Below are 23211 nucleotides of genomic sequence, written 5' to 3' on the forward strand. Positions count from 1 at the left end.
GCCGGCGACAAGCTTCCGGTATCGAGAGGAGATGTCATGTTCGACCGAACGGTTCACCGGACAATCCATTTCGACCGGCCGTTCAGATTGCCGGGCGTTGATGAGACGATAGTCGCCGGCGATTATGAAATGGATGACGACGAGGTGCCGATTGAAGGGCTTTCCTGGCTCGCCTATCGCCGTGTTGCCACCTTCATCAAGCTGCCCGCGACAGTCGAGAATCACTACCGCATGCGGATGATTCAAATCGAACCCGACGAGCTGGCGCGTTTGATCGCGCTTGGTGGCGCCGAGATATCAAATACGCCAGGAAAATGAGGACAAGAACCATGTCACAGCATCGCTATCCCGTGGGACTGTCCGTTCGCCTCAGGGACCGTAGTCATCTCTCACCGAGAACCGCAGAAACCTATCGCATCACGGCAATGATGCCGCTACGCGACAACGCCCCCCAATATCGAATTCGCAACGATGAACTCGGACAGGACCGCGTCAGCGCTGAAAACAATCTTGAACCGATCGACTGGGGAATGACCCGCAGCCACTGAGGAATGCCATGAGCTACGTCGAAACATTGAAGCGACTGTTCCAAGTCAAATCTGAAATCCGTCAACGCAATCTTCGGCGGACAACCGCAAAGCCGGCCATTCAGCAGGCCCGCGACAGCCAGCAGGAGCCCGATGACAGTTCCGGCACATTGAAACGCAGCCGGGACACGCAGGAGCGGCACCGGCTTCTGTAATGCAAGTGACCCGCGTCATGACAGGGAGATAGGCGCCAATGAAACCGCCCGATCGAAAACATGAGATTGTCATCGCGCGCTGGCAGCTACACGGTGGGGCACCCGACAACATGGGCGAACTCTATCAATACGGCAGGCGTGTGGAATGTGACGGGTCCTGGACGATCTACCACGTATTCACGGGAGTGCCGGTGCATATCGACTCCTGGACAATGATTGGCCTCGACCAACAACTAGCCTCCGATGTGCTTCAGATGCTTAACGAGCCACACCGGATCCAAAGGGAGGCGAGATAAGTGCCCGTGTTTAACGCGAATGGGAATGTCTTGATGAGCGTCGCGGAAATCGACCTGCTGAGGCGTGTGTTCGAAGCGACTTGCGCGGAGCATCAGATACCGAGGGAGGGAAACTGCGCGGAACATCTCGCCCGGTTTCTTATGTTCGAATTCAACATGTCTGCTTCAACCGAAAGCTCTCTCCTTGCAGCCGTCCATGCCGTCTATCTCGCGAAGGGTCCGAGCGACGAGGAGGGGTACGCAAAGAGAGGGTGAGGCCCCCGCAAGCGGCGTCAGGTCCACGACCTGTTTGACGTGCACCTATGCAAGTGTGATGGACAAGGGTGAAAATCGGCGGATAGCCGCAGAACCCCGGCGAGTCGTGGTATGTCCTGACACAAGCCCGCGGAGCGAGGTTGAGGACGTGCCCGATATTTGGCGGATCGGCAAGGGCGCGGGCTTTTTACGTTGACGCCACCGAAGAGTCATTTTCCAAGAACTATCGGATCTATTCCTATCTCATTGACGAATTGCCAGCCCTCGTCGAGGAGTCCTTCCCGGCAGACACGAGCCGACAGGCGATCATGGGGCATTCGATGGGCCTTAATAAACAAAGCAGCAATTCTGTTAATTAGCGTGCTCGCTTAATAAACAATGGGCATGGAAGCTGGTTCGAATCCTCGTCAAGGCGGCCGAGCAACAAAATCGACCTTGCGAAGCGCCTGTAGAAAAAGAATCGATCGTCTGGACTTGGCGTATGGGATCAAACGGAACGCCCGATAGCTACGCGTCTCATCATTCTTCTCAGTTGCCTGAGACAGGCCTCATCGCGGACCCGCCGAGGGTCGGTGAGCCGATCGAGATTCGCTCCCCCAAAGGGTGTGGGGGGAGCGGTTAGGGTCGCCGGGATGAAAAAGCAGGAAGACCTCCGCCCAGAATACCGCATGGTTGGCGGCATGCCAGCGACGGTGCGCGATCTCAGTGGTCGCAACACGATCAAACCTCTGGTCGAGTACGTCGGCGGCGTCGTTCATGTCGATGTCACCGCCTGCCGCCTGGCCTTATTGAGTCCCGAAGCGCCAGAGGCGACGTTGGAATGAACAATCGTCACAGACTTGTTGAGGACACATTGTGTATATAGCTACACCGTCATCGATCTTTGCTTGTTGAGCTTTGTTTTCTCGCCTTTCGCGTCCAAGCCGACCTTTCCTTTCAAAATCGATCTATCAGGCTCGGCTGTCATCTCGTTGGCCGGGTGACTCAATCATGATTTTGAAAAGGAACTGTCATGAACACTGGAACTGTAAAGTTTTTCAATAGCATCAAGGGCTTCGGCTTCATCGCGCTCGATAACGGCGAATCGGACGTATTCGTTCACGCGTCTGCAGTTGAGCGGGCCGGCTTGGGTTCGCTTGTCGAAGGGCAAAAGGTTAGCTTTGACATCGTTAAGGACGCTCGTTCCGGCAAGAACGCAGCCGACAACCTCGTAGCTGCCTAAAAACACGCTTCTGGCCATGTCCACGGATGTACTTGCTGTGGCCATTGAAGCGGTATTTAGAAGGTCGGGTCCGCCCGGCCTTTTTTTTGGCAACGATCGAATACGGATCGGCCTCTAAATCTTATGGGTGCCCCAATACCGGGGCAGCTATGGCGGACGTTCCGCCGTAGGAACGAATGCGGTTGCTATTCGAACGGCAAAGGCGCAGTGTCCAGCCTTCAGTAGCAGATGAAACGGGCGCTACTGCTTGAGGGCTCGATACCCTGGCCCCAAGCAAGGGAACGCCATGTCTTTCCCCGCACGCCAAATATCGCCTTCCGAACGAGCAAAGATGCAGTGGGTCCTGGATGATGCTGGTTACGGCGCCGACCTTCTTGTCCAAGATCCGGGGCTCTTTGAGACTGCTTCGTTGCTGGTAACTGTGCTGATGCTCGAGGGAGTTCAGTCCCGCTCGGGGCTAGCAGTGCGGCTCGAATGTCGGTTCGGGCGAGCCGGGAAGCACAGGCAACCACTGGGTTCTCGGTTAGGGCGCTACGCAATTCAAGGGCTGCCTGTCGAGCTGCAACACCTCACCAAGTGAGCGACGCGTACATGGTACGGAAGTGCCGTTCCCGCGAAGGAGCAGCCGCAATGGCTTCCCGTTCCCGTAATAATTTGAAGGCTCATTTGGAGAGATTAATTGATGCGCCAGCTATCCTGTCTTGCAGTGGCTCTCCAAATGACCCTGCTTCTATCTGCGACGTTGTTCGCCATCCCCGGCGCTTATGGCCAAGGGACGCTTACGTTGCCCGCGAATGCCGAAGCAAATCGCTATGGCTCAGGGTGGGAGTGTATTCGTGGCTTTAGAAGAGAAGCCGATTCCTGTGTTGCGGTGACGGCGCCCGACCATGGTTTCCTGACAAACGAGTCCTATGGCAAGGGCTGGGAATGCCACTACGGCTTTGCCGAAAGCGGCGACCAGTGCCTTGCAGTTGAGGTGCCTGCCAACGCCTATCTTGATCCGTATTCTGGCGACCGTTGGCGATGCATGCGTGGATATCGCGGCAACGGCACTGGATGCGACCTTATCGAGGTGCCGGACAATGCGTTCCTGACCGACTCAAGCTATAGCGAGGGTTGGGAGTGTGAGCGTGGTTACCAGGTTGTCGGTGGCAAGTGCGTCGCATTGGACGTTCCTGAGCATGCCTATCTGACAACCAGCGGTAATGAATGGCTATGCGACCGCGGCTTTGAAGTGAAGGACCAAGCGTGTGTTGCCGTAAAGGTTCCCAAAAACGCAAGCTTCGCGGACACTGCCTACGGGCAGAAATGGAAATGTGACCGCGGCTTTGTAGCAAAGGGACTCGCATGCTCAGAAATCAAGCTTCCTGAAAACGCACATCTCGATCATACCGGTAACGGCTGGGAGTGCAACCGGCCGTATCGGGTCAGCAACGAGGCGTGCCGTATGGAGTGATGACATCTGGCAATTTGCGGGCTTGCCTCCGGTATCTCTAGGCCCCATGCCTCTGGTATGGCAGAATTGCTTCGCGACTAGACGAGCCAGAGATCAATTTGCACGCCGAAGCAAAGGAATTGGCTTCGCCCGATTGTTCCGATTGATTGCAGTAGCAGCGACAGGAGATGGCCGGCGTCCTGCCGCCTTTCAGTCAAAGCGGCAGTTGTTTAATTGACGAAACGAGGGATGCTATTCGTCGGCAACATCACGCCCTTGGCTTCGATCGCTATTTGTTGGCGTATTCGGCTTTGAACAGTTCAACCGACATCGCATGCTCGCTCAACTCGTCGCGAGTACTCATATTCAAAGAGGTCTGAGACCGTTATGAACATATTATCTTTCACGAAACGCATCATCCGCGGTCCGCGCGACCGGACGCCGGTTCACCGCTTCCACGTTGGCCAGCTTGTTCGCGCCAAGGGGGCGCCGGTGAAAGACTCGATTGCCGGAGAAACCTATCGCATCACCGCGACGTTGCCGATCCGCGACAATGCGCTCCAGTACCGCATACGTAGCAGCGGCGAATGCCATGAACGGGTGACCGATGAAGGCAATATCGAGCTGGTCAATGTCGGCAATGATGGAATGGCGCTTGCCGGACGATCGCTCAACAGCCGGAGCATCCTGTAGCTCCAACCAACCGCAAACAGATCTCACTCGTTCCTTCTCCAGTGCGTCGCAGGGCACGCTCTGGCTAGCGTTTGCCTAACCTCGCTCGTCCAGCGGCCCTAATTGAAAGGGATGAGTCAGACGAAAGACCAATGAGCCCGGCACCGATGGCCGCTTCAAGGGTCTGGCTGTAATCGGCTCCCGCCAGCCCATGTTTTTTGGAATGATTTTCAGCAGCCCCCCGTGTGACGGATGGCGACATCCCATATCGAACACTGTGGAAGGCACTCAGAATAATATGAAGTTTTTCGTCCAAGCTCTTCATTGTCTACCTTCAATCTGTCTGGTGATGGAGAGGGGAATGACCACTGGAGGCGGGCACCCACCCACCGACGGTCACCCGCGTGTTGCGGTTTCTTGGCTGCGCAGAATCGTTACCCGCGCCAAAGCGTCTTCCTAGTTGATGGTCTGACATAATCGTCGTGGGCCGTTGCTACGGACGCATCAGGCAGCCTTATGATTTTGGGGCGACATCTCGCTCCACTTCGAAACCAGCTTTCGGCGTTCGACGAGCAGCGGGACCGCCGTGGAATTACCGGCAGACGCGTCGGCGCCTCCCTGTCAGGTTGGTAGAAGCCCTTAATGGGAGCATTTAACTGTACTGGTGATCATGACGAGCCCTTCCGCAGCAATACTGAAGCCCGCCGTGCGAAACAGGGCCTCGATGGCGATTTTGAAAGGAAGGTTCGTTCACAGCGCGATGCCAATCGCGCAATAACCAAAGCTAGCGAGCAAATTCGATAGATCGTTCTACCGGCATCTACACCTAGGCGTCAATCGGCAGTTTGAATGCGTTCTCTGCAACATGTTTGTGGAGGCGGGAAGACTTGCCCGTTGCGCCGGCCAGAGCCCGACCAAGACGGCTTTCATGCCTGTCGCGATACAGAATACTCTGGCCAGAACGACCGGGTAGGGTGCAATAAAAGTAAAATAAACACATGAAAAGCCCGATTTTTCAGGCTTTTAAAGAGCATTTCATCGGCATAGGAATTTAAAGAATTAATATTTTTATTGAATTTAAAAAAGTATCGTCTATATATCAGTTCATCGAATATTGCTTGTGAACTTTGACATGGCGCTTTTGCGCGGCCAGATCTCCTTTCAAATATCGATCATAGCCAGAGAAATATTTCTGGCAAACTCCGCGATTGAAAGGAAACCATCATGGCTTCAGGCACAGTAAAGTGGTTCAACAGCACCAAGGGCTTCGGGTTCATTCAACCGGATGACGGCAGCACAGACGTGTTCGTCCATATCTCGGCGCTTGAACGCGCCGGCCTGCGCTCGCTCGCCGACGGTCAGAAGGTGACCTTCGACATCGTCAGCGACCGCAAGTCGGGAAAGAATTCGGCCGACAATCTCAGGGCCGAATAGTTTGTCATTCGCCTTCTCTGACCACGGATGTACTGGCAGGGAGGCGCTTGGATGACGGGAAGAGGTCGGGGGAATAACCCGACCTTTTTGCGTCTTAGGACCCCTCGGTTTCAGGAGATTGTTATGCGCTTTGTGGCCTACGAGATTGGCAACAAGGTCACGTTGAGGGTGAGTGGGACGCAGTCGGTCTTAAAAAGCCGCGTCGGCCAGATTGTCGGCCTGTTGCCGGGAGATCGTGGCGAGGCCCGCTATCGCGTCAGGGTGGAAGGCGAGATGTTCGAACGATGTGTACTGGCGACTGACATAGAACACGCCGAGACCGCGACTGACGACGTCCCTGAAGCGACCGACACCGGGCCTTGGCTCAAGCCATTGAGCGCCAGGCGTGGCAGATAAGCACGCGGGCCATGGCCTTCCGCGACCAAAACAGGAGAACGTCTTTTGCAAGTCCTCGTCAGAGACAACAATATCGATCAAGCTTTGCGGATTCTGAAGAAGAAGATGCAGCGCGAAGGCCTGTTCCGTGAATTCAAGGCGCGCAGCAGCTACGAGAAACCCTCGCAAAAGCGTGTGCGCGAAAAGGCAGAAGCGGTGAGGCGCCAACGCAAGCTTCAGCGCAAGAAACTCCAGCGCGAGGGCCTGCTGCCGGCGCCCAAGAAAGCGGCGAGACCGCGCTGAGCTTTCCGTGTCGCGTTCGTCCGCATCAGGAGATAGGTCATGAAGCCAGACCCCAACGCCGCATTTAAGCCGGCCAAAACCTCTGCCAGCGAGAAAGCGGCGGCCACCGATCATACGGCGAGAGCAATCGTTGCCGCCGAAAAGATCGCCCGCGAAAAGAAGACCGAGAAGCTCAAGGCGCGGCGCCTTGAACATGCTGCTTGCGAAGCGGTTGTAGGGGTGCCCGAACTCAAGCCGGGTCGTAAACCGCGGCGCCGGTGAATGCGCCTGGTACGAAACGCGAAGCCTCCATGCACGCAGCGACCAGGCTTGGGGCTGCGGACCGTGCATCCGATACGATTTTTCCCGGCAACAGGAAGTGGCTTCATGTCATCCGCGCGCCAGCATTCATTGGCTCCTTCCGATCTGGCAATGCTAGATAGCGTATTGCGACGCGCCGGGTTTCACCAGCGCGTTGAGATCGATGATCACGAGAGCCTTCGCCTTGCCGCGCTCTTTCTGGTCGGACGGTTTCAGGCCGGCGTAATCGCGGCAGACACTTTGCTTGCCGAACTGCAAAGCCGGAATGGGCTGCGAACCCCGCGGCAGATTGAAACCGCAAATCTCGAACAGTGGGAGAACGACGGCGGGGCGCCACAAAGAGCCAGCGCAATCACCCGCTATACCGGTGCTCGACGCGTGTCTTGGCCCTCCCGGCGCAGCTTCTGAGCCGACATCGGTCTCCTGCAATTGCATCAGCAGTAAGGCAACGCTGATCGCGCAATGGCCGCCTCCGAGCGCTGATCATGCTCGTCATCGTTGGCGGGTCGTGGTTCGTGATGGAGCGCACGACCTTCGGTCGCTACCTCTATGCCGTCGGCGGCAATGCCCGTGCCGCCGAACTATCGGGCATCAAGGTTCGCTCCTACCGGGTCTATGGCTCCAGACAGCGTTGATCTCTTCGCCATAGCGTGTGGCGAAGTCCTGCACGGGGTTCAACGTTTGCGCGGTATCGACGCCGGGGAAACCGCTGATGAAGTCCGCCAACCTCCGAAATGGACGGGCGGCATCTGATCCTCGACGAGCCCACGGCAACGCTGCCTGCCAAGGAAAAGCAGAGCCTCTGGACGCTGATCCGGCAACTGTCCGATGCCGGCATGGCGGTCGTCCTCATCAGTCACTTCCTGCAGGAGGTGATCGATCTCTGCGACGAGATCACCGTACTGCAGGACGGCCGCAAGGTGAGCCACCTTTCCAACGCTGGCCACGAGGTCACCGAGCGTCAGCTGATCGACCTTCGGTGTGCCGATCCCTCTGTCGATCGTCGGCGCGCTCGTCGCCGGCCTTGCCGTCGGCCTCATCAATTCGGGGCTCGTCGTCGGCGTCGGTGTTCCCTCGCTGATCGCGACGCTCGCGGCCGGCTCCATTTTGTGGGGCATCAGCTTCATGATCTCAGGCGGCCGGGCGATCTACGGTGGCGTTCCCGTCGACTATCTCACGGTTGCAACATGTCGATTGTTCTTGAGAACATCACCAAGCAATGGCCGGGCACGCTCGCGCTTCGTATGACGCAAGGCGGACGCCTTGCCATAGGATGTTCCCGTTCTGTACGTCCAAAATCGCATAATGTATCGTAGGGAAGCGGCTGGCCTCGACGTCTCACCATTCGCGCTGATACTGGATTTTGTCATGCAGGCGAATTACATTGACTTGTGAAGGAGATTCGTCATGGCTGCAAATGCACTGGTCCAGACGCGGATTGATGCTGACATCAAGGACCGCGCCACGGCTGTCCTGCAAAACATGGGGCTGACTGTATCGGACGCCGTTCGTATCCTTCTGACGCGAACGGCGAACGAGGGCGCATTACCGCTCGAGATGGTCGGTAGCAGTGATGCCCACGATGCCTGGTTCCGCGCCAAAGTGTTGGAGGCTCTCAAGGATACGCGACCTGATTATGAGGATGCGGATGCTGAGGCTCGTTTTCGCGAGCGCCGGGCGGCCGCGCTGCGTAAGGCCGGGGCTGGCGACCGATGAGGCTTGTCTGGGCGCAATATGCGCTTGACGATCGAGACGCTATCTTCAGCTACATTGAAAGTGAAAACCCGAAAGCGGCGGTGCACGTCGACGAGGAGATTGCGCATGCAGTTCGACGTCTCCTCGACTTTCCCGAAAGCGGCCGCCCTGGTCGAATTGAGGGAACGCGGGAGTTGGTGATTCCGCGCACTCCCTACATCGCCGCGTACACGGTGGCAGTCGACCGCGTTCGCATTTTGCGTATTCTGCACGGTGCCCAGGTATGGCCCTTTGAATTCGGCGATGAGTGAATCCTAGGCCAATTCTTTTGGCTATCGCCGGTTCAATTCCTTTCAAGGCGATAGCTCTATACCACCTGCACAGGCATCTTGTGACACGAGTTAGGGTGACGTAACGGTTCAGAGAAAAAGGGGCGACAGCAGGCGCCCCTGACGTCACTTCACCTTCACCAGATCGTCCGGCTTCCAGGTCTGGTCGTAGAACTCGACCCCGGTTCCATAGAGACGCACCGTCGCGATGAAGTTGCGATCGGGCGCCGTCTGGATCCAGTTGCTGTCGTCGGCCTCGCGGGGAAGCCCCGCCACTCGCAGGTGAGGGCTCTAGCGGCCTGTTACTTGGCGGGTTGTACGCGACAAAGTCCAGCGCGTAGTCACTGGCGGCAGAGCCGACCGACCCGGGCGGGAGCTACGCGCCACTCCCGCCATCCTAGCAATTGTGGCACCCAAGCCGGATTTGACTCCAGAGAGCCGATGTTTGAGGTCATCCCTTGATGCGGGTGAGCTCATCCAATGCGTCGTGAGGGTCGAAGCCTAAGAGGTCGGCGAACGCCAGGAACTCGACGACGTCCACCCGACGTTGACCGCTTTCAAGGCGCGCCACGAAGGACTGATACTCCCCCAACTTTGCCGCAAGTTCTGTTTGCGTGAGTCCTGCGGCCTCACGCTTTTCAACAAGCAGCGCGATCAGCGCTCTATGCCGTGCCGTACCGAGAGTCTTGGCCACGATTTGCCCACCTGCCTTGAGATGGGGGTGGCCAGCGGCAGCGGATCGCCATCGCGCGGTCCCTTATGCTTGATCCGAAGGTGATCGTGGCCGACGAGGCCGTGTCGGCGCTCGACGTATCGATCAAGGCACAGGTCTGCAACCTGCTCCTCGACCTCCAGCAAAGCTTCAATCTTGCCTATCTGTTCATCAGCCATGACATGGCCGTTGTCGAGCGGGTTAGCCATCGGGTCGCCGTGATGTATCTCGGCGAAGTCGTCGAAATCGGCCCACGCCAGGCGGTATTCGAAAACCCGCAGCATTCCTACACCCGCAAACTGATGGCGGCTGTCCCCGTGCCGGATCCGGCTCGGCGCAACTTCAAGCGATCGATTACGACCGACGAGATCAGAAGTCCGGTGCAGTCTGTCGGCTACGTGCCGCCCAAGCGCCAATACCGGGAGGTTTCGCTGGGACACTTGGTCCAGGTTTGAAATCGGAGATATGTTCCAAAAACACAATCAAGGCTCTGCGCAGTTTGGTAAGTCTCGCACTGACCGGAACAAGACCCACAAACGCTCGATTGGATCATCGGATACACCTGCCGACGCTCGTGATGCCGCCGCCCGCATGGTCTCGCTCGCCGTCAACATCGCAGTGATGGGCTTCTGGCCTCACGACCGGGGCCGTTAAAGGCTAGGATGGTGGTCAGTCGTCGCGGTTAATATCTGTTGCGATTTCGAGGGAGGGGTTTTCTCCGGTCGCAAAACCATTTTGGGATTGCAAGCCTTCTTGTGCCGCGAGTCCCAACCGTCGGTGGGTTGTCGTTATTCAGCATGCCCTCGGACGGGCTCAAGCTCTCCCATGCAAGTTTTCATCAGAATTCGATAGTTTTGTTCTGTAGATTCCTTTCCCGAGTTTGGCTTACCGTCCCGTCACAGTGACTTTGCATTTTCTTGGTTGGAGTCGAGCCCTTCGCGCGCATCTTGCGTATGCGCCGGAGCCGACCTCGCTTGCTCCATTTTTTTAAGGGGGCTCGTCGCATGAAGTATGCCGAACGCACGGGGACAGTCTTGCAAGCATTTCGGCGTCGGTCGCGCGCCGCTTCGTCCCTGGTCCCGCAACAATCGCCATTCCTTCAAACTTCCCTTCCTCGAGTTTCTCTCGCGGATGCCGGCGTCCAGCGTGGATTAACCACCCGCGCGCCCAGCAATAATGGTTACCCGGTCAACGGTCATGGCGTTCACGTGCCGCACATTTTGATCGTGTTGGCGCTTGGCATGGGTGGAGCGGGCATTGCAGGCGACGCCTATGCAGGCTGCAGTGGCGATCCCAACCAGACAATTGGCCAGGGTAACTACGGATACACCTGGTCGGCCTGTTGGGGCGACAGCGGTGTCGATCACGACGATGAAAAGGACGGAGACGCCGGAGCAAACATAACGATCAACACGAGCGCGTCGTATACCGCCGGCGCAAGTCTCCCCTACGTCATGCCGTCGGGCTCAGCCGGCGGTGCCATCATGACATACACGATGGGTGGCGCCGGTGTCGACGAGGGAAGCGCTGGTGCCGGCGGGACCGTGACGATCACCAACTACGGCCCCATAACCCTGTCTCAATCCGCAGATCCGGGGTCCATCGGCAGTTTGATTTCGGCAACGAGTTTCGGCGGTTCGGGAGACGGAGACAATGACAATTACAAATCGAACGGTGGCGCTGGTGGCGCCGGAGGCGCGATAACGATCACCAACTATGGAATGCTGGCCGTGGAATCGCTCAAGTCGACCACGGCTAGAGGTATGGCTGGGATCTTCGCCGTGAGCAAGGGAGGCAGCGGTGGCGAACAAAACAGCGGCGCGACCGGCGACCAGGTTGGGGGCCGCGGGGGTAACGGCGGCACCATCGGCATCGTCAACACCGGGCAGGTTACTCTCGGCAGCCCTCCGAGCTCGCTGAACGGCCTCAACTATGCGTGGGGTCTTGCTGCCGAATCCATCGGCCAGCAGGGCGGCCACGACAACGGCGCGGGCGGTGCGGGTGGCTTAATCGATATCGCGAACGGTTCTTCCGGCAATACAACCGTCGGCGCGATCGGGATCTACGCGAACGATACCGACAGCGTGCGCGGCATCCATGCGCAGAGCCAAGGCAGCGATGGTACGGCTTCGCGCGACAGCTCCGATGAAGGCGGCGTGGGCGGAGGCGGCTCGGTCGTAATTGTCGACACCTACGCAGACATGACGATCGTCGCCACCGGCGAGGTGGTCGAGCTTTCGGGCGGCGTCGTTGCGGTCACGCGGGGTGGAGATGGTGGCGATGGCTGGAGTTCGAATGTCGCCGGTGCCGGCGGCGAGGGCGGCAGGCCCGGCAGTGGGATCGCCGCAACGACCGTGACGGTCCATTCGGGCGCCATTTCGACGAAAGGCGATTATCTTGGCGGCGTAATCGCGTTGAGCCAGGGCGGACGCGGCGGCAATGGCCAGGATGGCGAGAAGAACAGTTCCGGCGGGCGAGGGGGGAACGGGGGGCAGATCCAGTTGAACCTGTCCGGGGGCAGCGTTCAGACGGATGGCCGCTACGCCTACGGCCTGTTGGGCCAGAGCATTGGCGGCCAGGGGGGCAATGGCGGCGACGACACTGCCATTGTCGGCACGAGTGGCGGGGGCGGCTATGGAGGGGACGCCGGTAGCGTGGGCGCCTTTACAAGCGCCGCCTCCAGGATTTCGACAACCGGCGACTACTCCGCCGCCGTCACCCTGCATTCCATCGGCGGCGGTGGTGGCACTGGCGGCGACTTCACCGACGTGCTCGGTGGCGGAGCGGGCAATGGCGGCAATGGCGGCAGTGGCAACACTGCGATCATCAACAACAACGCAGCGATCGCGACTGCGGGCGCGCATTCCTACGGTATCCTGGTCCAGTCGATCGGCGGCAGCGGCGGCACGGGCGGCATTGCCGCCGGACTCACGCTCGAGCTGGGCGGCGATGGCGGCAGTGGCGGGGCGGCTGACACGGCCAGCGTCCTCAATGCCGGCATGATCACCACTTCTGGCTATTCGGCACACGGCATTATCGCGCAATCGATCAGCGGCGGCGGCGGCGCGGCGGGCATGGCTGGCGGAATTCTGTCGATCGGCGGCTCCGGCGGCTCCGGTAACTATGGCGGCAATGCGCAGGTTCAGAATTCTGGCGTCATCAGTACCGGCGGGGATGCCGCCATCGGCATCCTCGCGCAATCGATTGGCGGCGGCGGCGGTTCGGGTGGGGGGGCGGCGGGCATCGCCACCGTCGGAGGGTCGGGCAGCGCCGGCGGCGACGGCAGCGAGGCTGGCATATTTTTGACCGGCGGCTCGGTCACCACACGGGGTGAGATGGCGCATGCGATCATGGCACAGTCGATCGGCGGCGGTGGCGGCAATGGCGGCAATGCGATCGACCTGTCGGTCGGGATCCCGGCACTGGGTGTCGGCGGCAGCGCCTCGGGCGGCGGCAACGGCGGGAAGGTTTGCGTCTCCAATGAAAATACGGGCGACGAATGTTCCACGGGCTCCGGTGCCCCGCAGGTGGTTTCCATCGCCACGGCAGGGTCGGGCGCAGTCGGCGTACTGGCGCAGTCGATCGGTGGTGGGGGGGGCAATGGCGGCAATGCCACGGGTGGCGATGCCGGACTCGGCAGCTTTCAGATTGGTGGTGGCGGCGGTGGCGGCGGCTACGCGAATACCGCGAATGTCGGCTTTCAGGGACTGACGCTGACAACCCAGGGCTCGCACGCCGCGGGGATCGTGGCCCAGTCGATAGGTGGCGGCGGCGGCACCGGTGGTTCGGCAAGCTCCTATTCCGCAGGTCTCGGGTTCACGGCGTCGGTGGCTGTCGGTGGCACCGGCGGTTCCGGAGGTGCCGGCGGCGCGGTCTCCGTGGGCCTGACCGACAGCATTGTTCGCACAGGCCAGGACGGCGGAGATGTGACCGACGCCATCGGCGTGCTTGCACAGTCGATCAGCGGCGGTGGCGGCTCCGGCGGCTCCTCAATTGCCGAAGCGCTCACGGTGGCGGTTCCAACCGGCGAAGACGTCTCCCTGGCTATGAGCGTCTCCACGGCCGTCGGCGGCAGCGGCGGGTCGACCCATTCCGCCGATGACGTGTCGTTGACCCTGGACGGCAGCACCGCGGTTTCGACGAAAGGCGCTTCCTCGCATGGTCTCATGGCACAATCGATCGGCGGCGGTGGCGGCAATGGCGGAAGCGCGTCGTCGATGGCTGCGACCGCCGGCACAGTGGATACCGCCAGCGCCGATATCGGTGTCTCGGTCGGGGGCTCGGGTGGCGGCGGCGGCAATGGTGGTTCTGTCACGGTCACGCTTGAAGACAGCGCCTCGGTGACGACGGCCAACGACTATGCCAACGCGATCGTGGTGCAGTCGATCGGTGGCGGTGGCGGCAATGGCGGTGTCGGAAGCGTCAACAGCAAGCAGATCGGTAGTGGCTTCAACCTGACGGCCAATGTCGGGGTCGGCGGCTCGGGCAGCGGGGGTGCCAGCGGCGGGGCGGCGACTGTCGATCTTGACGCAGGCACGGCCCTAAAGACCAACGGGACGGGTGCGCGTGGCTTGCTCGTCCAATCGATCGGCGGAGGCGGCGGCACATCGCAGGGCGTCAGCGTCGGGCTGTCGGCCAGCGCCAGTTTGCCCGGAGGCGAGGAAACCGAAGGGAGTAGTGGCGATTTTTCCGCATCGGTCGGCGTTTCCGTTGGCCGGACCGGCGCCAGTGGTGGTTCGGCCGGAACGGTAAACGTCACCACCTCAGGCAATATTGCTACCTCCGGCGCAGATGCGGACGGAGTGCTTGCGCAGTCGATCGGTGGCGGAGGCGGGCTGGGCGGCTCGGTGGGGCAGGCGAGCTCCGGCGATACGGAGCCGCTCGATGATCAAGGCGGCAGTGATTGCCTGAGCGACGACGGCGATGGTAAATCCGGCTACTGCTTCGACGTCAATGTCGGTGCCGCGATCGACGACGGCGGGACCGGTGGCACGGCCGCAAACGGCAGCACGGTCACGTTGACGCATGCCGGCGGTATAAACACGACGGGCGATTGGGCCGACGGCATCGTTGCCCAATCGATCGGAGGCGGTGGCGGCGCCGGGGGTAGCTCCACCGCGTCTGGTAGCCAGGCAACAGCCAACATAACCGTCGGCGTCGGCGGTCGCGGCGGTGCGGGGGGAAATGGCGGCAAGGTCGACATTACCTTCGACGACAACCACGGCAACAGTATCAACACTTCCGGATACAGCGCCTATGGCGTGCTGCTGCAGTCGATCGGCGGCGGCGGCGGCCAGGGCGGCGACGGTTCGGATCAGGCGGCGGGCAAGATCACCGTCGGCGGCGGTTTCGGCGGCTCGGGTGGCTCAGGCGGTTCGGGTGGCCTGATTGAGGCGCAGGGCTGGATCAATCTATCGACCAGCGGCGACGATGCGCATGGTATCGCCGCACAGTCTATCGGGGGTGGCGGTGGCGTCGGCGGTGCCGGAAGCAGCAAGGCTGCCAAGGACGAAGACAGCCACGCGATCGACCTCATTGTCGGCGGTAGCGGAGGGGTCGGCGGTCGTGGCGGCGAGGTCGATCTGACGATCGGCACCGCGCTCAGCACCTCTGGCGACCGCGCGTTCGGTCTCGTCGCACAATCAATCGGCGGCGGCGGCGGAATAGGCGGCGCCGGTGAAGCCGACAGCATAGCCTCGATCGTGGTCGGGGGATCGGGCGGCAGCGACACAAACGGCGGCGCCGTCACGGTCGATTTGACGAGCGAGAGCACGGTCCACACGCGCGGCATCGGCGCACACGGCATCGTTGCCCAATCGATTGGCGGCGGCGGCGGCATTGGCGGCAGCGCTTCGGGCGCGCCGCTCTCCTTCAAAGGCAACAGTCCCGGCAGCTATGGTGACGGCGACGATGTCTCCGTCACCATAGACGGTGGCATTTTCACCGATGGCGACTATTCCTTCGGCGTGCTGGCGCAATCCATCGGCGGCGGCGGCGGTTTCGGCGGCAACGCAACCAGTGCCTTCATCGGCTCGAACGGCAATCTATCTTCGGCCGGAAAAAGCGGGGACGTAACGATCAAGCTTGATGCCGGCAATGAAATCCGAGCAACCGGCAAGGACTCGATCGGCATATTTGCGCAAAGCGACGCGGGCACGGCAAACAACGGCACGGTCAGCGTGACGGTGGATGGTTCGGTGACTGGCGGTTCGGGCGAAAATGGCGCCGGGGTCTGGATCTCGGGCGGGCAGAACAATGGATTGACCGTCAATTCTGGAGGTATGATCTCGGCAGCTTCGGGCGTAGCCGTGGAATATACAGGCGGAATGAACACTTCCCCAGTGGGTACGCTGATGGTTGTGAACAATGCCGGTGTCATCAACGGCAGTGTCAAAGGGGCAAGCACCGTCGACGCCAAAATATCGAAGACGGCCCGCGTCGGAAGCGATCCGGTGGTATCCGTTGTCAACAAGGCGGGTGGGTTGTTGACGGGTGCGGAGATCTACGAGGCTGATGTGTTCAATCATGGCCGGCTGGCGGTCGGGAATTCGGGGGCCATCGACGCCACGAGCATAGCAGGCGACTTCGTGCAGAGCGTGGACGGCGTGCTGGCGATCAACGCCGATTTCGCCGGTTTGCGCATCGATCGACTGGCGGTTGACGGAGACGTTACGCTTGCCGGCAAGTTCAAGGTGAGTGCCGAAAGCGTCTTGCCGGATATCACATTGTCGTTTCTCACTGCGGGCGGCACCCTGGATCACTCGCTGAGCGCGCAATCCGCGATCTTCGACTTCGTGCTCACCCAAACCGGAAACGAGCTGTCGGTCGCGGCGGGGGCTGCCCACTTCGCCGAGCCGGGATTCGAACTGAACGGAGACCAGGACAACGTCGCCGACCACCTGCAGGAGATCTGGGATGCCGGCGGCGGTCGCTTCGGCACGCTGTTTGGCACACTCGGCTCGCTTGCCGACGGTGATGCTGGTGACTACGGGTCGGCCCTGTCCGATTTGTCGCCTGGTGTCGCGGGAGCGGCCGCGGCCGGCAGCATCGCCACGACGCGGCAACATCTCGATCTGCTGCTGAGCTGCCCGATGTTTGCCGCGGGCACCTCGTTCCTGACGGAGACGGAGTGCGTGTGGAGCCAAGCAGGTGCACAGAGGCTTGACCAGAAGGCCAGCGGCGGCGTCTCGGGTTTCGGTACCACGACTTATGCGCTGCAGGCAGGCGCTCAGGTCGAACTGTCACCCGACTGGTTCGTCGGCTTTGCCGGGGGCTACGATCGCAGCGCCATTCGTGGTGACGACGGTCGCGTCAACGCCGACGGCGACGTCCTCTATGCCGGCGTCTCGCTGAAGCACGAGGCCGGTCCGTGGCTTCTGTCGGGCGCTGTTTCCGGCAGCTACGGCTGGTACGACAGCGAGCGTACGATCCGGATTCCGGGCTTCGCCGGCCAGGCGGAGGGCGATCCGGAGGTCTACAACGTCAGCGCCCGATTGCGCGCCGCCTACACCTTCGCACAGGGCGCCTACTATGTACGACCGCTGGTGGACCTTGATTTGATCTATTCGCACGCCAGTGGATACCGCGAGTCGGGTGCCGGTGCGCTGAACCTCCTGATTGACGACGCCCGCCAATGGAGCGTCACCACCACCCCGGCGATCGAGGTTGGCACGCGCGTGGATCTGAACGAAACGACGGTCATGCGGGCCTATGCTGGTGCCGGGGTGAGCTTCAGCAGTGCTGACAGCTGGGATACGTCAGCGCGGCTGGCCGATGCGCCGGCTGGGGTCGGCGCTTTCGACAGTAAGGTTCCGCTGGCCGATGTGACAGGTCGACTAACCGCTGGCGTCGACATCGCCAACGACGAAGGCTTCAGTTTGCGCGTGGGTTACCAGGGCGCGTTTTCCGGCACCTATTCCAGCCATGGCGGCACACTGCGGATTGGCTACAAGTTCTGAAGGAGGTTGAAGTGTCTTGGCGGCCTTATCATCATAGGTCCGGCCGCAGCAGGCGTGACTTCTGATATTCCCGTCCGTGCGGCAACAGAGAATTTGTCGCACCGCGATGCCAGCAATCTATTTTTTGCAGCAATACGTACGAGCGATACGCAAAACGCGCCTGCTCGCATCAATGATTTCGTTCTCGGCGTGGATCATCCCGAATGCTCGAGACGAACATCCGGCGCCACCGTTTTACGGATGCTCATTCTATGACTGCGGCCGCCGTGAAGGTGTATCCAACGCCGTAGACGACCTTGATCGGAGCCGTGAGGTTGGTGCCTTCCTCGATTTTTCGACGCAGCCGGCTGACGATGGCATCGAGATGCCCGTTGCCGAAATTCGATCTGGGGCGCGCGAGGATTTCCAGCAGGTCTTCGCGCTGGCAGGTGCCACCGCGGCTGCACAGTGCACGCATGAACGCGAACTCGGTCGCCGTCAACTTGAGCGAACGGTGGTTGGGGGCGGTCAAAAGCCAGTTGGTGCCATCCACCACCCATTGGTCGCCGTGGCCGTTCGTGGAAGCGGACAGTGGCCCGTTGCGCCGTAGCAGGCTGCGGGTCGCAGCCTCGATCTCGCGCAGCGTGCTGTGCTTGACGAGATAGATATCGGCGCCGCTTTCGAAACCTCGGATACGGTCGTCGCTGTCACCGAGCGCTGTCAGAATGATGATGCCGCAGCGATGGGTTCTGCGAAGCTGGCTGGCGAGCTCGAAGCCGTTGCCATCCGGCAGTCCGACATCGAGGATGACGACATCAGGCGTAGGCCCCTCTTGCAAGGCTTGCTGCAGCTCGTGCGCTGTCGCAACTCCGCTGGCCGCAAATCCGCATAGTCCGAGGAAATCCACCAGATCCTTACGTAGCCTGGTTTCGTCCTCGATGATCAGAATATGCGTCACGCTGTCATCTCCTCTCGCAGATAGGTACTGCGCGCCTCACGTGACGACGGTACGCGCACGATGGCTGTCGTTCCTACTTGGCCGTTCGTGACGAATTGCAACGTGCCGCCGTGATAGGCCAGAAACTTGCGGGCCGCGTAGAGCCCGAGGCCAGTACCCGTACTCGTCTTGGCGTTGGACGCCCGAAAGAAGCGGCGCCCAATCTTGCTGATTTCGGCGCTGGGAATTCCGATGCCCCGATCACGGACCTGGATTATGACGGAATCCACTTCTTCCCAGGCTTCAATGCGGATTGAAGGGTCGTCCGGCGCGTATTTCAAGGCGTTGTCGATCAGATTGATGATCACTGTTCCAAGCATGTCCGGGTCGCCATGCAGCAAGATTGTTTCATCGATCGGACTGAAGTGCAGACGATCACCGCGCTCCGTCATCTCAAAATGCAGCCGCGTATCCCCGATCAGGGAGCCGAGCTGCAATGGCTCGGGTTGGAAGCCATTTTCCCGGTCATCTGCCATGAACCTGTCGATGAGGGAGAAGAGTCGGTTGAGCGCCTCGTCGATGCCAGCGAGCCGCTCTCGGTTCGCTGCGGAGGATGTTTCGCCGACAAGGCCGATCATGTCGGCAGCGTTGCGAATAATCGCCAAGGGCGTTCGAAACTCGTGACTGACGACGCGCATGAAGTCCGCCTGCTCGTCACGCAAGGCACGCTCGGTCTCGAGGCTGGCACTCAGTTTACCCTCGAGTTTCCGTCGCTCTTCGACTTCCCGCAGCAGGGCATCGTGCTTCCCGCGCAGATCGGCGGAGAGCCTCGCACTGACCATGAAGAGGAGGCAGGCGAAAAAAGCGATCAGAAAGAGTGTACCCTGCAGCAGGTACCATGCGTTGCGATCGGCCAGGATCGGGCCGCCGTCGAAATCAGCGGACAGGCGATATTCGGCGACGCTCTGAAGGATGCTTGCCACCATATACTCGGCGAGAAGACCGATGGTGATCCAGCGCAGGAGCGACGGCTGCGTCCTGTCTCGCAGGAGACCCAGGCACATCACCGACATCATGACGACCGTGAAGATAGTCGAGCTGTGAATGCGGATCGCGATGTTGTCGGTGTCGATTGCAACGGCCGTGCTCCAGACGACGATCTGGCAGAAAAGGAGCGAGACGCCGATCCAAGTGTAACGCGGCTGCCCGAGGAAGCGAGCAAGTCCTTCTGCAAGCAGGACGAGCCCCAGCTTGATGACTATATTGTGCACTACGATGGCCAAGGCCGACGGCTCAGGGCCGCGGACGATCATCAACAGCAGGCCGAGGGCAATGGCCCCAAAGCCTGCGGCGAGAAACCTGAGTTCGTAGAGATGACGCCACGCCCGCCATACGAAGATCCAGGCGACCGCTTGCAGGCTTGCGGTCGCCAGTGAGACAACCAGAACCGTCTTCAGATCAAGCATTTCGGCGTAATTTCCCGAATCGTCTCCCGGCTGATGTTACATATAAACTGATGCTCTATTGCAGCGAATATCCCCCCGCCAAGATTCTGATATTTTTGGATTTTGTCAGAATTGATCTAAATTCGCTGGTAGAAACTCACTTCAGGCTCGTTTTATTCGAGCAGAAATACTTTTGTCTTTTTTAGCTCGGGTAGGGCTCATCGACCGCGGCGGCTGTCCCCGCAACGCCATGACATCACTTGATGTCCGGAAAGACGAATTCGACGCGCCGGTTCAGTGCGCGTCCCTCTGGATTATCTAGTCCCTCTCCATCCTCGTTGGGTGCAACGGGATGGTCGGGCCCCATGCCGGCGACAGCCAGCCTTGTCTGGTCGACACCGTGGGCTGTCAGCCATCTTGCGACCGCTTTTGCCCTACGCTCGGAGAGGATCTGATTGTAGGCGGCCGCCCCTTTCGAATCCGTATGTCCCTCGACCAAGATTCTGCCGCCCGGAGCGGAGACAATGAGGCGTGCAACCTCCTGCAATGTCGGTTTGGCGGTGGGCCTTATATCAGCGGCGTCAAAATCGAACAGCACGTCACCCAACATCGAAACCCTTATGGCCTTGCCTTCGCGTCGTGCCGTCAAGTCGCTGCGGTTGGTGACAAGGCTCTCTACCCTGCCCGACAGTGTTGAAGCCGAGGCCCCTGTTTCCGACTCGAGGCCCTTCAAGCTCAGGACGGTCGCTTTGAGGTCTCTGACGTCACGCTTGTAGTTGGAAGCGTAGCTGCTCGAATGGAAGGCCGCCGCACTGATCACAAGAGCGCATATTGTCGCAAATTTGCTCATTGCTGTTTGTCCGCAATAGGAATTCCATCGATCGTCTCTACGCCGCGAATGGTCAATGAGACTTCAGAAATCTCTTTCGGTGGAGCGGGAAACCGGCCGTACCAGGTCCCGGAAACCGTAGATTCCTTCGTATTTCGAATGGAAAGTTGCGGGCTTGCCAGGGGTGTATCTTGGCTGTCTCGCAGCAGGAGATACTTCTTGTCACCCGCAAGGACATAAAAGTTGTTTTCATAGTCTTGATCGGAAATTGCAGCGTAGATCGATTCCATTTTGTTCGGAACGATTGGGGCAAAGCGGATCTTGATCGTAAGGATGTCGCCGTTGCGAACAGCCTCGACGACTTGGGCCTCTGCCGCACCGCTATCGGTTATCCCGGTTGCGAGTGGCGGCTTGGATGTGCCCAATGCCTGAGCTTTAACAGCGTTGATGGCGCCAGTCCCGCTGATTGCCAGAGCGAGACACGTTGCGACGATACGCAAATCGGATCTATTCAAACGCATGAGCGAGTCTCTCCTATTAGAAACCATCGGAATGGATGTGACTACGGATGGGTTTCATCGTCGAAGCTGCCGAGACAGCCCTTTCAGGGACACCAATTTCGGCTTCAAGAATGAAAATAAGTATCTCTTTTTGCCGTTTCAGGAACTCAGCATCGGGCGCGAGAACATTGTAGAATATACTCCCGCGGAGGTTGGAAAGCGTGAAATGCATGAGATCCGAGCGCCTTTGGCTGTCTGGTATACGAGCCTCAAAGACCGCATCCCAATATCTCTCGAGTGTCGCTTGCGACTGGATTCTGTGCTGCATGAGTAATGTATGGAGGTGCGCGTCCGCGCGCGTTCCAATCACAATTTCCCATATCGCCATGTAGCTACGGCCGGCATAGATGTCGCGCAGAACCTCAATGAAAGACTTCCAATCAGTCACGGCGTTTCCGTCACTCGCGAACATCTCAAGCTGCGCGTGGACTGCCTCAAACTGATGATCGACGAGTGCAAGAACAAGGTCTTCTCTAGACGGAAAGTGATGTTGAAGTGCACCGGATGTCAGACCCGCTCTGCGCGTGATCTCGCCGGTCGTTGTGCGTGCATAGCCAAGCTCGACCAGCGCCGACATCATCCCTTCGAGCAGAGCCGCCCTGGTTTTGTCGCGTCGCTCTTGCTGTGTTCGTCCTTGGGTGCCCACCGGCTTTGAGGTCACTCGCATCGCCGACTCCTCTCCATGCAACATAAAACATCATATCGATGATGTTTTATGTTGCAATCATTTTCGGTCTCCCACGCGATAGCGGCATCATAGGGGAGGAGGCAGGAAGACTGGCTTTGAACAGGCGTAGCCATCGGGTCAAAAGCAGGAGCGCACGACGTACGCTCATCTAAAGTACTTCCTTGGATGCGTAGTTATTTCGGAACGGCGGACACCTCGGGCCAGGCTCGTGGGCCGAGACACGTCGGCAACGATGCCGATGCATTGATCCGCCCCGACCGCTGAACCTTGCCCCGGATCGGCTACGCGACGTTCTGTGCAAACGTGAGCAGCGTTATGTCGGTGCCCAGCTGACGTTTTCGTTCGAGCGCCAGCGGATCATGCTGGAGGAGACCGCGGTGACGCGCGGGCTGGTCGGTCGCTATGTCGAGACCTACGCGCTTGCCGACGGCAGGCTGGATGTGCGCTGGAAGGGGCATTCCCTACCCTACCGGGTATTCGACAAGGACCAGCGGGTGACGCATGCGGCGATCATCGAGAACAAAAGGCTCGGTGAACTCCTGACCTACATCAAGGAGCGTCAGGACCAGGAGGAAAAACCGGTTGTGAAGAGCAACAGCGAGAAGAACGGCTACGTTCGACGCGCGCGCGGCTTAGGGAGATCCTAACTGAAGTGCAACACGCCGGATTTCAGGGTAGGGGTTCAGCCTCCCTCTTGCAAATGTGCGCGGAACACTTCGGCGGGCGTCCTGTAGTCGAGGCACTTTCGCGGCTGGTCGTTGAGATGGCGAGCAAGCTGGATGAGCTTGCGTTGCGACACGCCTGCAAGGTCGGTATCGCCTGGCATGAACCGACGGATGCTTCGGAAGTGCTTTACGGTCAGTTGCGACAGTAGGATGAGGATAACCTATCTGACGGGCGGTGACGAGGATATGCGATCATTGCTGGACCACTGGCAAACCGGCCGCGAATCCGCTTCGCTGACAAGATCGCTATCCCTCTCGTCCCTAGTTCCATCGACGTTTACCACGATCCGGCGGGGTCGGTTCGTGATCCCACGATTGGA

24 protein-coding genes and 4 pseudogenes are annotated in these 23211 nt (G+C 59.7%); 20 read left to right on the forward strand and 8 right to left on the reverse strand.

What is annotated here, in order from left to right:
* Window positions 1-36: 36 nt before the first annotated feature.
* The 17 genes and pseudogenes from AB4Z53_RS20140 to AB4Z53_RS20220 all read left to right on the forward strand — a co-directional run bounded on the left by AB4Z53_RS20140 (window position 37) and on the right by AB4Z53_RS20220 (window position 9040).
* The gene (locus AB4Z53_RS20140) at window positions 37-318 is read left to right on the forward strand and encodes a hypothetical protein (protein ID WP_113536173.1); all 282 of its coding nucleotides are present in this window, start codon (window positions 37-39) and stop codon (window positions 316-318) included.
* A gap of 11 nt (window positions 319-329) precedes the next feature.
* Window positions 330-548, forward strand: a complete 219-nt coding sequence (locus AB4Z53_RS20145; protein ID WP_113536174.1) for a hypothetical protein — start codon at window positions 330-332, stop codon at window positions 546-548.
* A gap of 8 nt (window positions 549-556) precedes the next feature.
* Window positions 557-742 carry a hypothetical protein gene (locus tag AB4Z53_RS20150; protein ID WP_441597456.1) on the forward strand — a complete coding sequence of 62 codons (186 nt, stop codon included), beginning with the start codon at window positions 557-559 and terminating at the stop codon, window positions 740-742.
* 585 nt (window positions 743-1327) lie between these two features.
* Window positions 1328-1619 (forward strand): annotated as a pseudogene (locus AB4Z53_RS20155) (alpha/beta hydrolase-fold protein); the annotation flags it as partial.
* Between the two features lie 306 nt (window positions 1620-1925).
* The gene (locus tag AB4Z53_RS20160; protein WP_441597457.1) at window positions 1926-2117 is read left to right on the forward strand and encodes a hypothetical protein; all 192 of its coding nucleotides are present in this window, start codon (window positions 1926-1928) and stop codon (window positions 2115-2117) included.
* 188 nt (window positions 2118-2305) lie between these two features.
* On the forward strand, window positions 2306-2515 hold the full coding sequence (locus AB4Z53_RS20165) for a cold-shock protein (protein WP_113536179.1): 210 nt from the start codon (window positions 2306-2308) through the stop codon (window positions 2513-2515).
* A 679-nt stretch (window positions 2516-3194) separates the two neighbouring features.
* Window positions 3195-3971 (forward strand): hypothetical protein, encoded by a 777-nt coding sequence (locus tag AB4Z53_RS20170; protein ID WP_441597458.1) that lies wholly within the window; start codon window positions 3195-3197, stop codon window positions 3969-3971.
* Window positions 3972-4337: 366 nt separating this feature from the next.
* Window positions 4338-4643: a hypothetical protein gene (locus AB4Z53_RS20175; protein WP_113536182.1), complete on the forward strand. Its 306-nt coding sequence runs from the start codon at window positions 4338-4340 to the stop codon at window positions 4641-4643.
* Between the two features lie 1203 nt (window positions 4644-5846).
* Window positions 5847-6056 (forward strand): cold-shock protein, encoded by a 210-nt coding sequence (locus AB4Z53_RS20180; protein WP_113536183.1) that lies wholly within the window; start codon window positions 5847-5849, stop codon window positions 6054-6056.
* A 123-nt stretch (window positions 6057-6179) separates the two neighbouring features.
* Window positions 6180-6452: a cold-shock protein gene (locus AB4Z53_RS20185; RefSeq protein WP_113536184.1), complete on the forward strand. Its 273-nt coding sequence runs from the start codon at window positions 6180-6182 to the stop codon at window positions 6450-6452.
* A gap of 45 nt (window positions 6453-6497) precedes the next feature.
* The gene (gene rpsU, locus AB4Z53_RS20190) at window positions 6498-6734 is read left to right on the forward strand and encodes a 30S ribosomal protein S21 (protein WP_113536185.1); all 237 of its coding nucleotides are present in this window, start codon (window positions 6498-6500) and stop codon (window positions 6732-6734) included.
* Window positions 6735-6773: 39 nt separating this feature from the next.
* Window positions 6774-6995, forward strand: coding sequence for a hypothetical protein (locus AB4Z53_RS20195; protein WP_441597459.1), 222 nt, complete (start codon window positions 6774-6776; stop codon window positions 6993-6995).
* 105 nt (window positions 6996-7100) lie between these two features.
* Entirely contained in the window at window positions 7101-7442 is a 342-nt protein-coding gene (locus AB4Z53_RS20200; protein WP_291157235.1) for a hypothetical protein, read from the forward strand.
* Window positions 7443-7519: 77 nt separating this feature from the next.
* Window positions 7520-7669, forward strand: coding sequence for an ABC transporter permease subunit (locus tag AB4Z53_RS20205; protein ID WP_291157237.1), 150 nt, complete (start codon window positions 7520-7522; stop codon window positions 7667-7669).
* Window positions 7670-8015: 346 nt separating this feature from the next.
* The gene (locus tag AB4Z53_RS20210) at window positions 8016-8282 is read left to right on the forward strand and encodes a hypothetical protein (protein WP_441597460.1); all 267 of its coding nucleotides are present in this window, start codon (window positions 8016-8018) and stop codon (window positions 8280-8282) included.
* Between the two features lie 159 nt (window positions 8283-8441).
* The gene (locus tag AB4Z53_RS20215; RefSeq protein WP_441597461.1) at window positions 8442-8750 is read left to right on the forward strand and encodes a type II toxin-antitoxin system RelB/DinJ family antitoxin; all 309 of its coding nucleotides are present in this window, start codon (window positions 8442-8444) and stop codon (window positions 8748-8750) included.
* Window positions 8747-9040, forward strand: coding sequence for a type II toxin-antitoxin system RelE/ParE family toxin (locus AB4Z53_RS20220; protein WP_441597462.1), 294 nt, complete (start codon window positions 8747-8749; stop codon window positions 9038-9040). Before AB4Z53_RS20215 ends, AB4Z53_RS20220 begins: the two co-directional genes overlap by 4 nt.
* A 144-nt stretch (window positions 9041-9184) precedes the next feature.
* Here AB4Z53_RS20220 and AB4Z53_RS20225 read toward each other — a convergent pair whose 3' ends face one another.
* Together AB4Z53_RS20225 and AB4Z53_RS20230 are read right to left on the reverse strand one after the other, a co-directional pair.
* On the reverse strand, window positions 9185-9334 hold the full coding sequence (locus AB4Z53_RS20225; RefSeq protein ID WP_441597566.1) for a hypothetical protein: 150 nt from the start codon (window positions 9332-9334) through the stop codon (window positions 9185-9187).
* A 175-nt stretch (window positions 9335-9509) separates the two neighbouring features.
* The gene (locus tag AB4Z53_RS20230; RefSeq protein WP_441597463.1) at window positions 9510-9752 is read right to left on the reverse strand and encodes a helix-turn-helix domain-containing protein; all 243 of its coding nucleotides are present in this window, start codon (window positions 9750-9752) and stop codon (window positions 9510-9512) included.
* A 26-nt stretch (window positions 9753-9778) separates the two neighbouring features.
* Between AB4Z53_RS20230 and AB4Z53_RS20235 the strand changes: the two are divergent.
* Window positions 9779-10225: pseudogene (locus AB4Z53_RS20235) on the forward strand (ABC transporter ATP-binding protein); the annotation flags it as partial.
* A gap of 786 nt (window positions 10226-11011) precedes the next feature.
* On the forward strand, window positions 11012-17728 hold the full coding sequence (locus AB4Z53_RS20240; protein WP_441597560.1) for an autotransporter outer membrane beta-barrel domain-containing protein: 6717 nt from the start codon (window positions 11012-11014) through the stop codon (window positions 17726-17728).
* Between the two features lie 244 nt (window positions 17729-17972).
* Here the strand turns inward: AB4Z53_RS20240 and AB4Z53_RS20245 are convergent, their stop codons facing one another.
* From AB4Z53_RS20245 to AB4Z53_RS20265, 5 genes are all read right to left on the reverse strand, one after another.
* Window positions 17973-18665, reverse strand: a complete 693-nt coding sequence (locus AB4Z53_RS20245; protein ID WP_441597464.1) for a response regulator transcription factor — start codon at window positions 18663-18665, stop codon at window positions 17973-17975.
* On the reverse strand, window positions 18662-20110 hold the full coding sequence (locus tag AB4Z53_RS20250) for a sensor histidine kinase (protein WP_441597465.1): 1449 nt from the start codon (window positions 20108-20110) through the stop codon (window positions 18662-18664). Before AB4Z53_RS20250 ends, AB4Z53_RS20245 begins: the two co-directional genes overlap by 4 nt.
* A 235-nt stretch (window positions 20111-20345) precedes the next feature.
* On the reverse strand, window positions 20346-20939 hold the full coding sequence (locus tag AB4Z53_RS20255) for an OmpA family protein (protein ID WP_441597466.1): 594 nt from the start codon (window positions 20937-20939) through the stop codon (window positions 20346-20348).
* On the reverse strand, window positions 20936-21439 hold the full coding sequence (locus AB4Z53_RS20260; protein WP_441597467.1) for a hypothetical protein: 504 nt from the start codon (window positions 21437-21439) through the stop codon (window positions 20936-20938). The genes AB4Z53_RS20255 and AB4Z53_RS20260 overlap by 4 nt, the downstream gene beginning before the upstream one ends.
* A 16-nt stretch (window positions 21440-21455) precedes the next feature.
* Window positions 21456-22145 (reverse strand): TetR/AcrR family transcriptional regulator, encoded by a 690-nt coding sequence (locus tag AB4Z53_RS20265; protein ID WP_441597468.1) that lies wholly within the window; start codon window positions 22143-22145, stop codon window positions 21456-21458.
* Between the two features lie 257 nt (window positions 22146-22402).
* Between AB4Z53_RS20265 and AB4Z53_RS20270 the strand changes: the two are divergent.
* Window positions 22403-22807 (forward strand): annotated as a pseudogene (locus tag AB4Z53_RS20270) (ISNCY family transposase); the annotation flags it as partial.
* A 41-nt stretch (window positions 22808-22848) separates the two neighbouring features.
* Here the strand turns inward: AB4Z53_RS20270 and AB4Z53_RS20275 are convergent.
* A pseudogene (locus tag AB4Z53_RS20275) lies at window positions 22849-23010 on the reverse strand (IS30 family transposase); the annotation flags it as partial.
* Window positions 23011-23211: the final 201 nt, after the last annotated feature.

This window comes from Ensifer sp. 2TAB8, from assembly GCF_052115125.1.
Lineage (GTDB): Bacteria > Pseudomonadota > Alphaproteobacteria > Rhizobiales > Rhizobiaceae > Ensifer.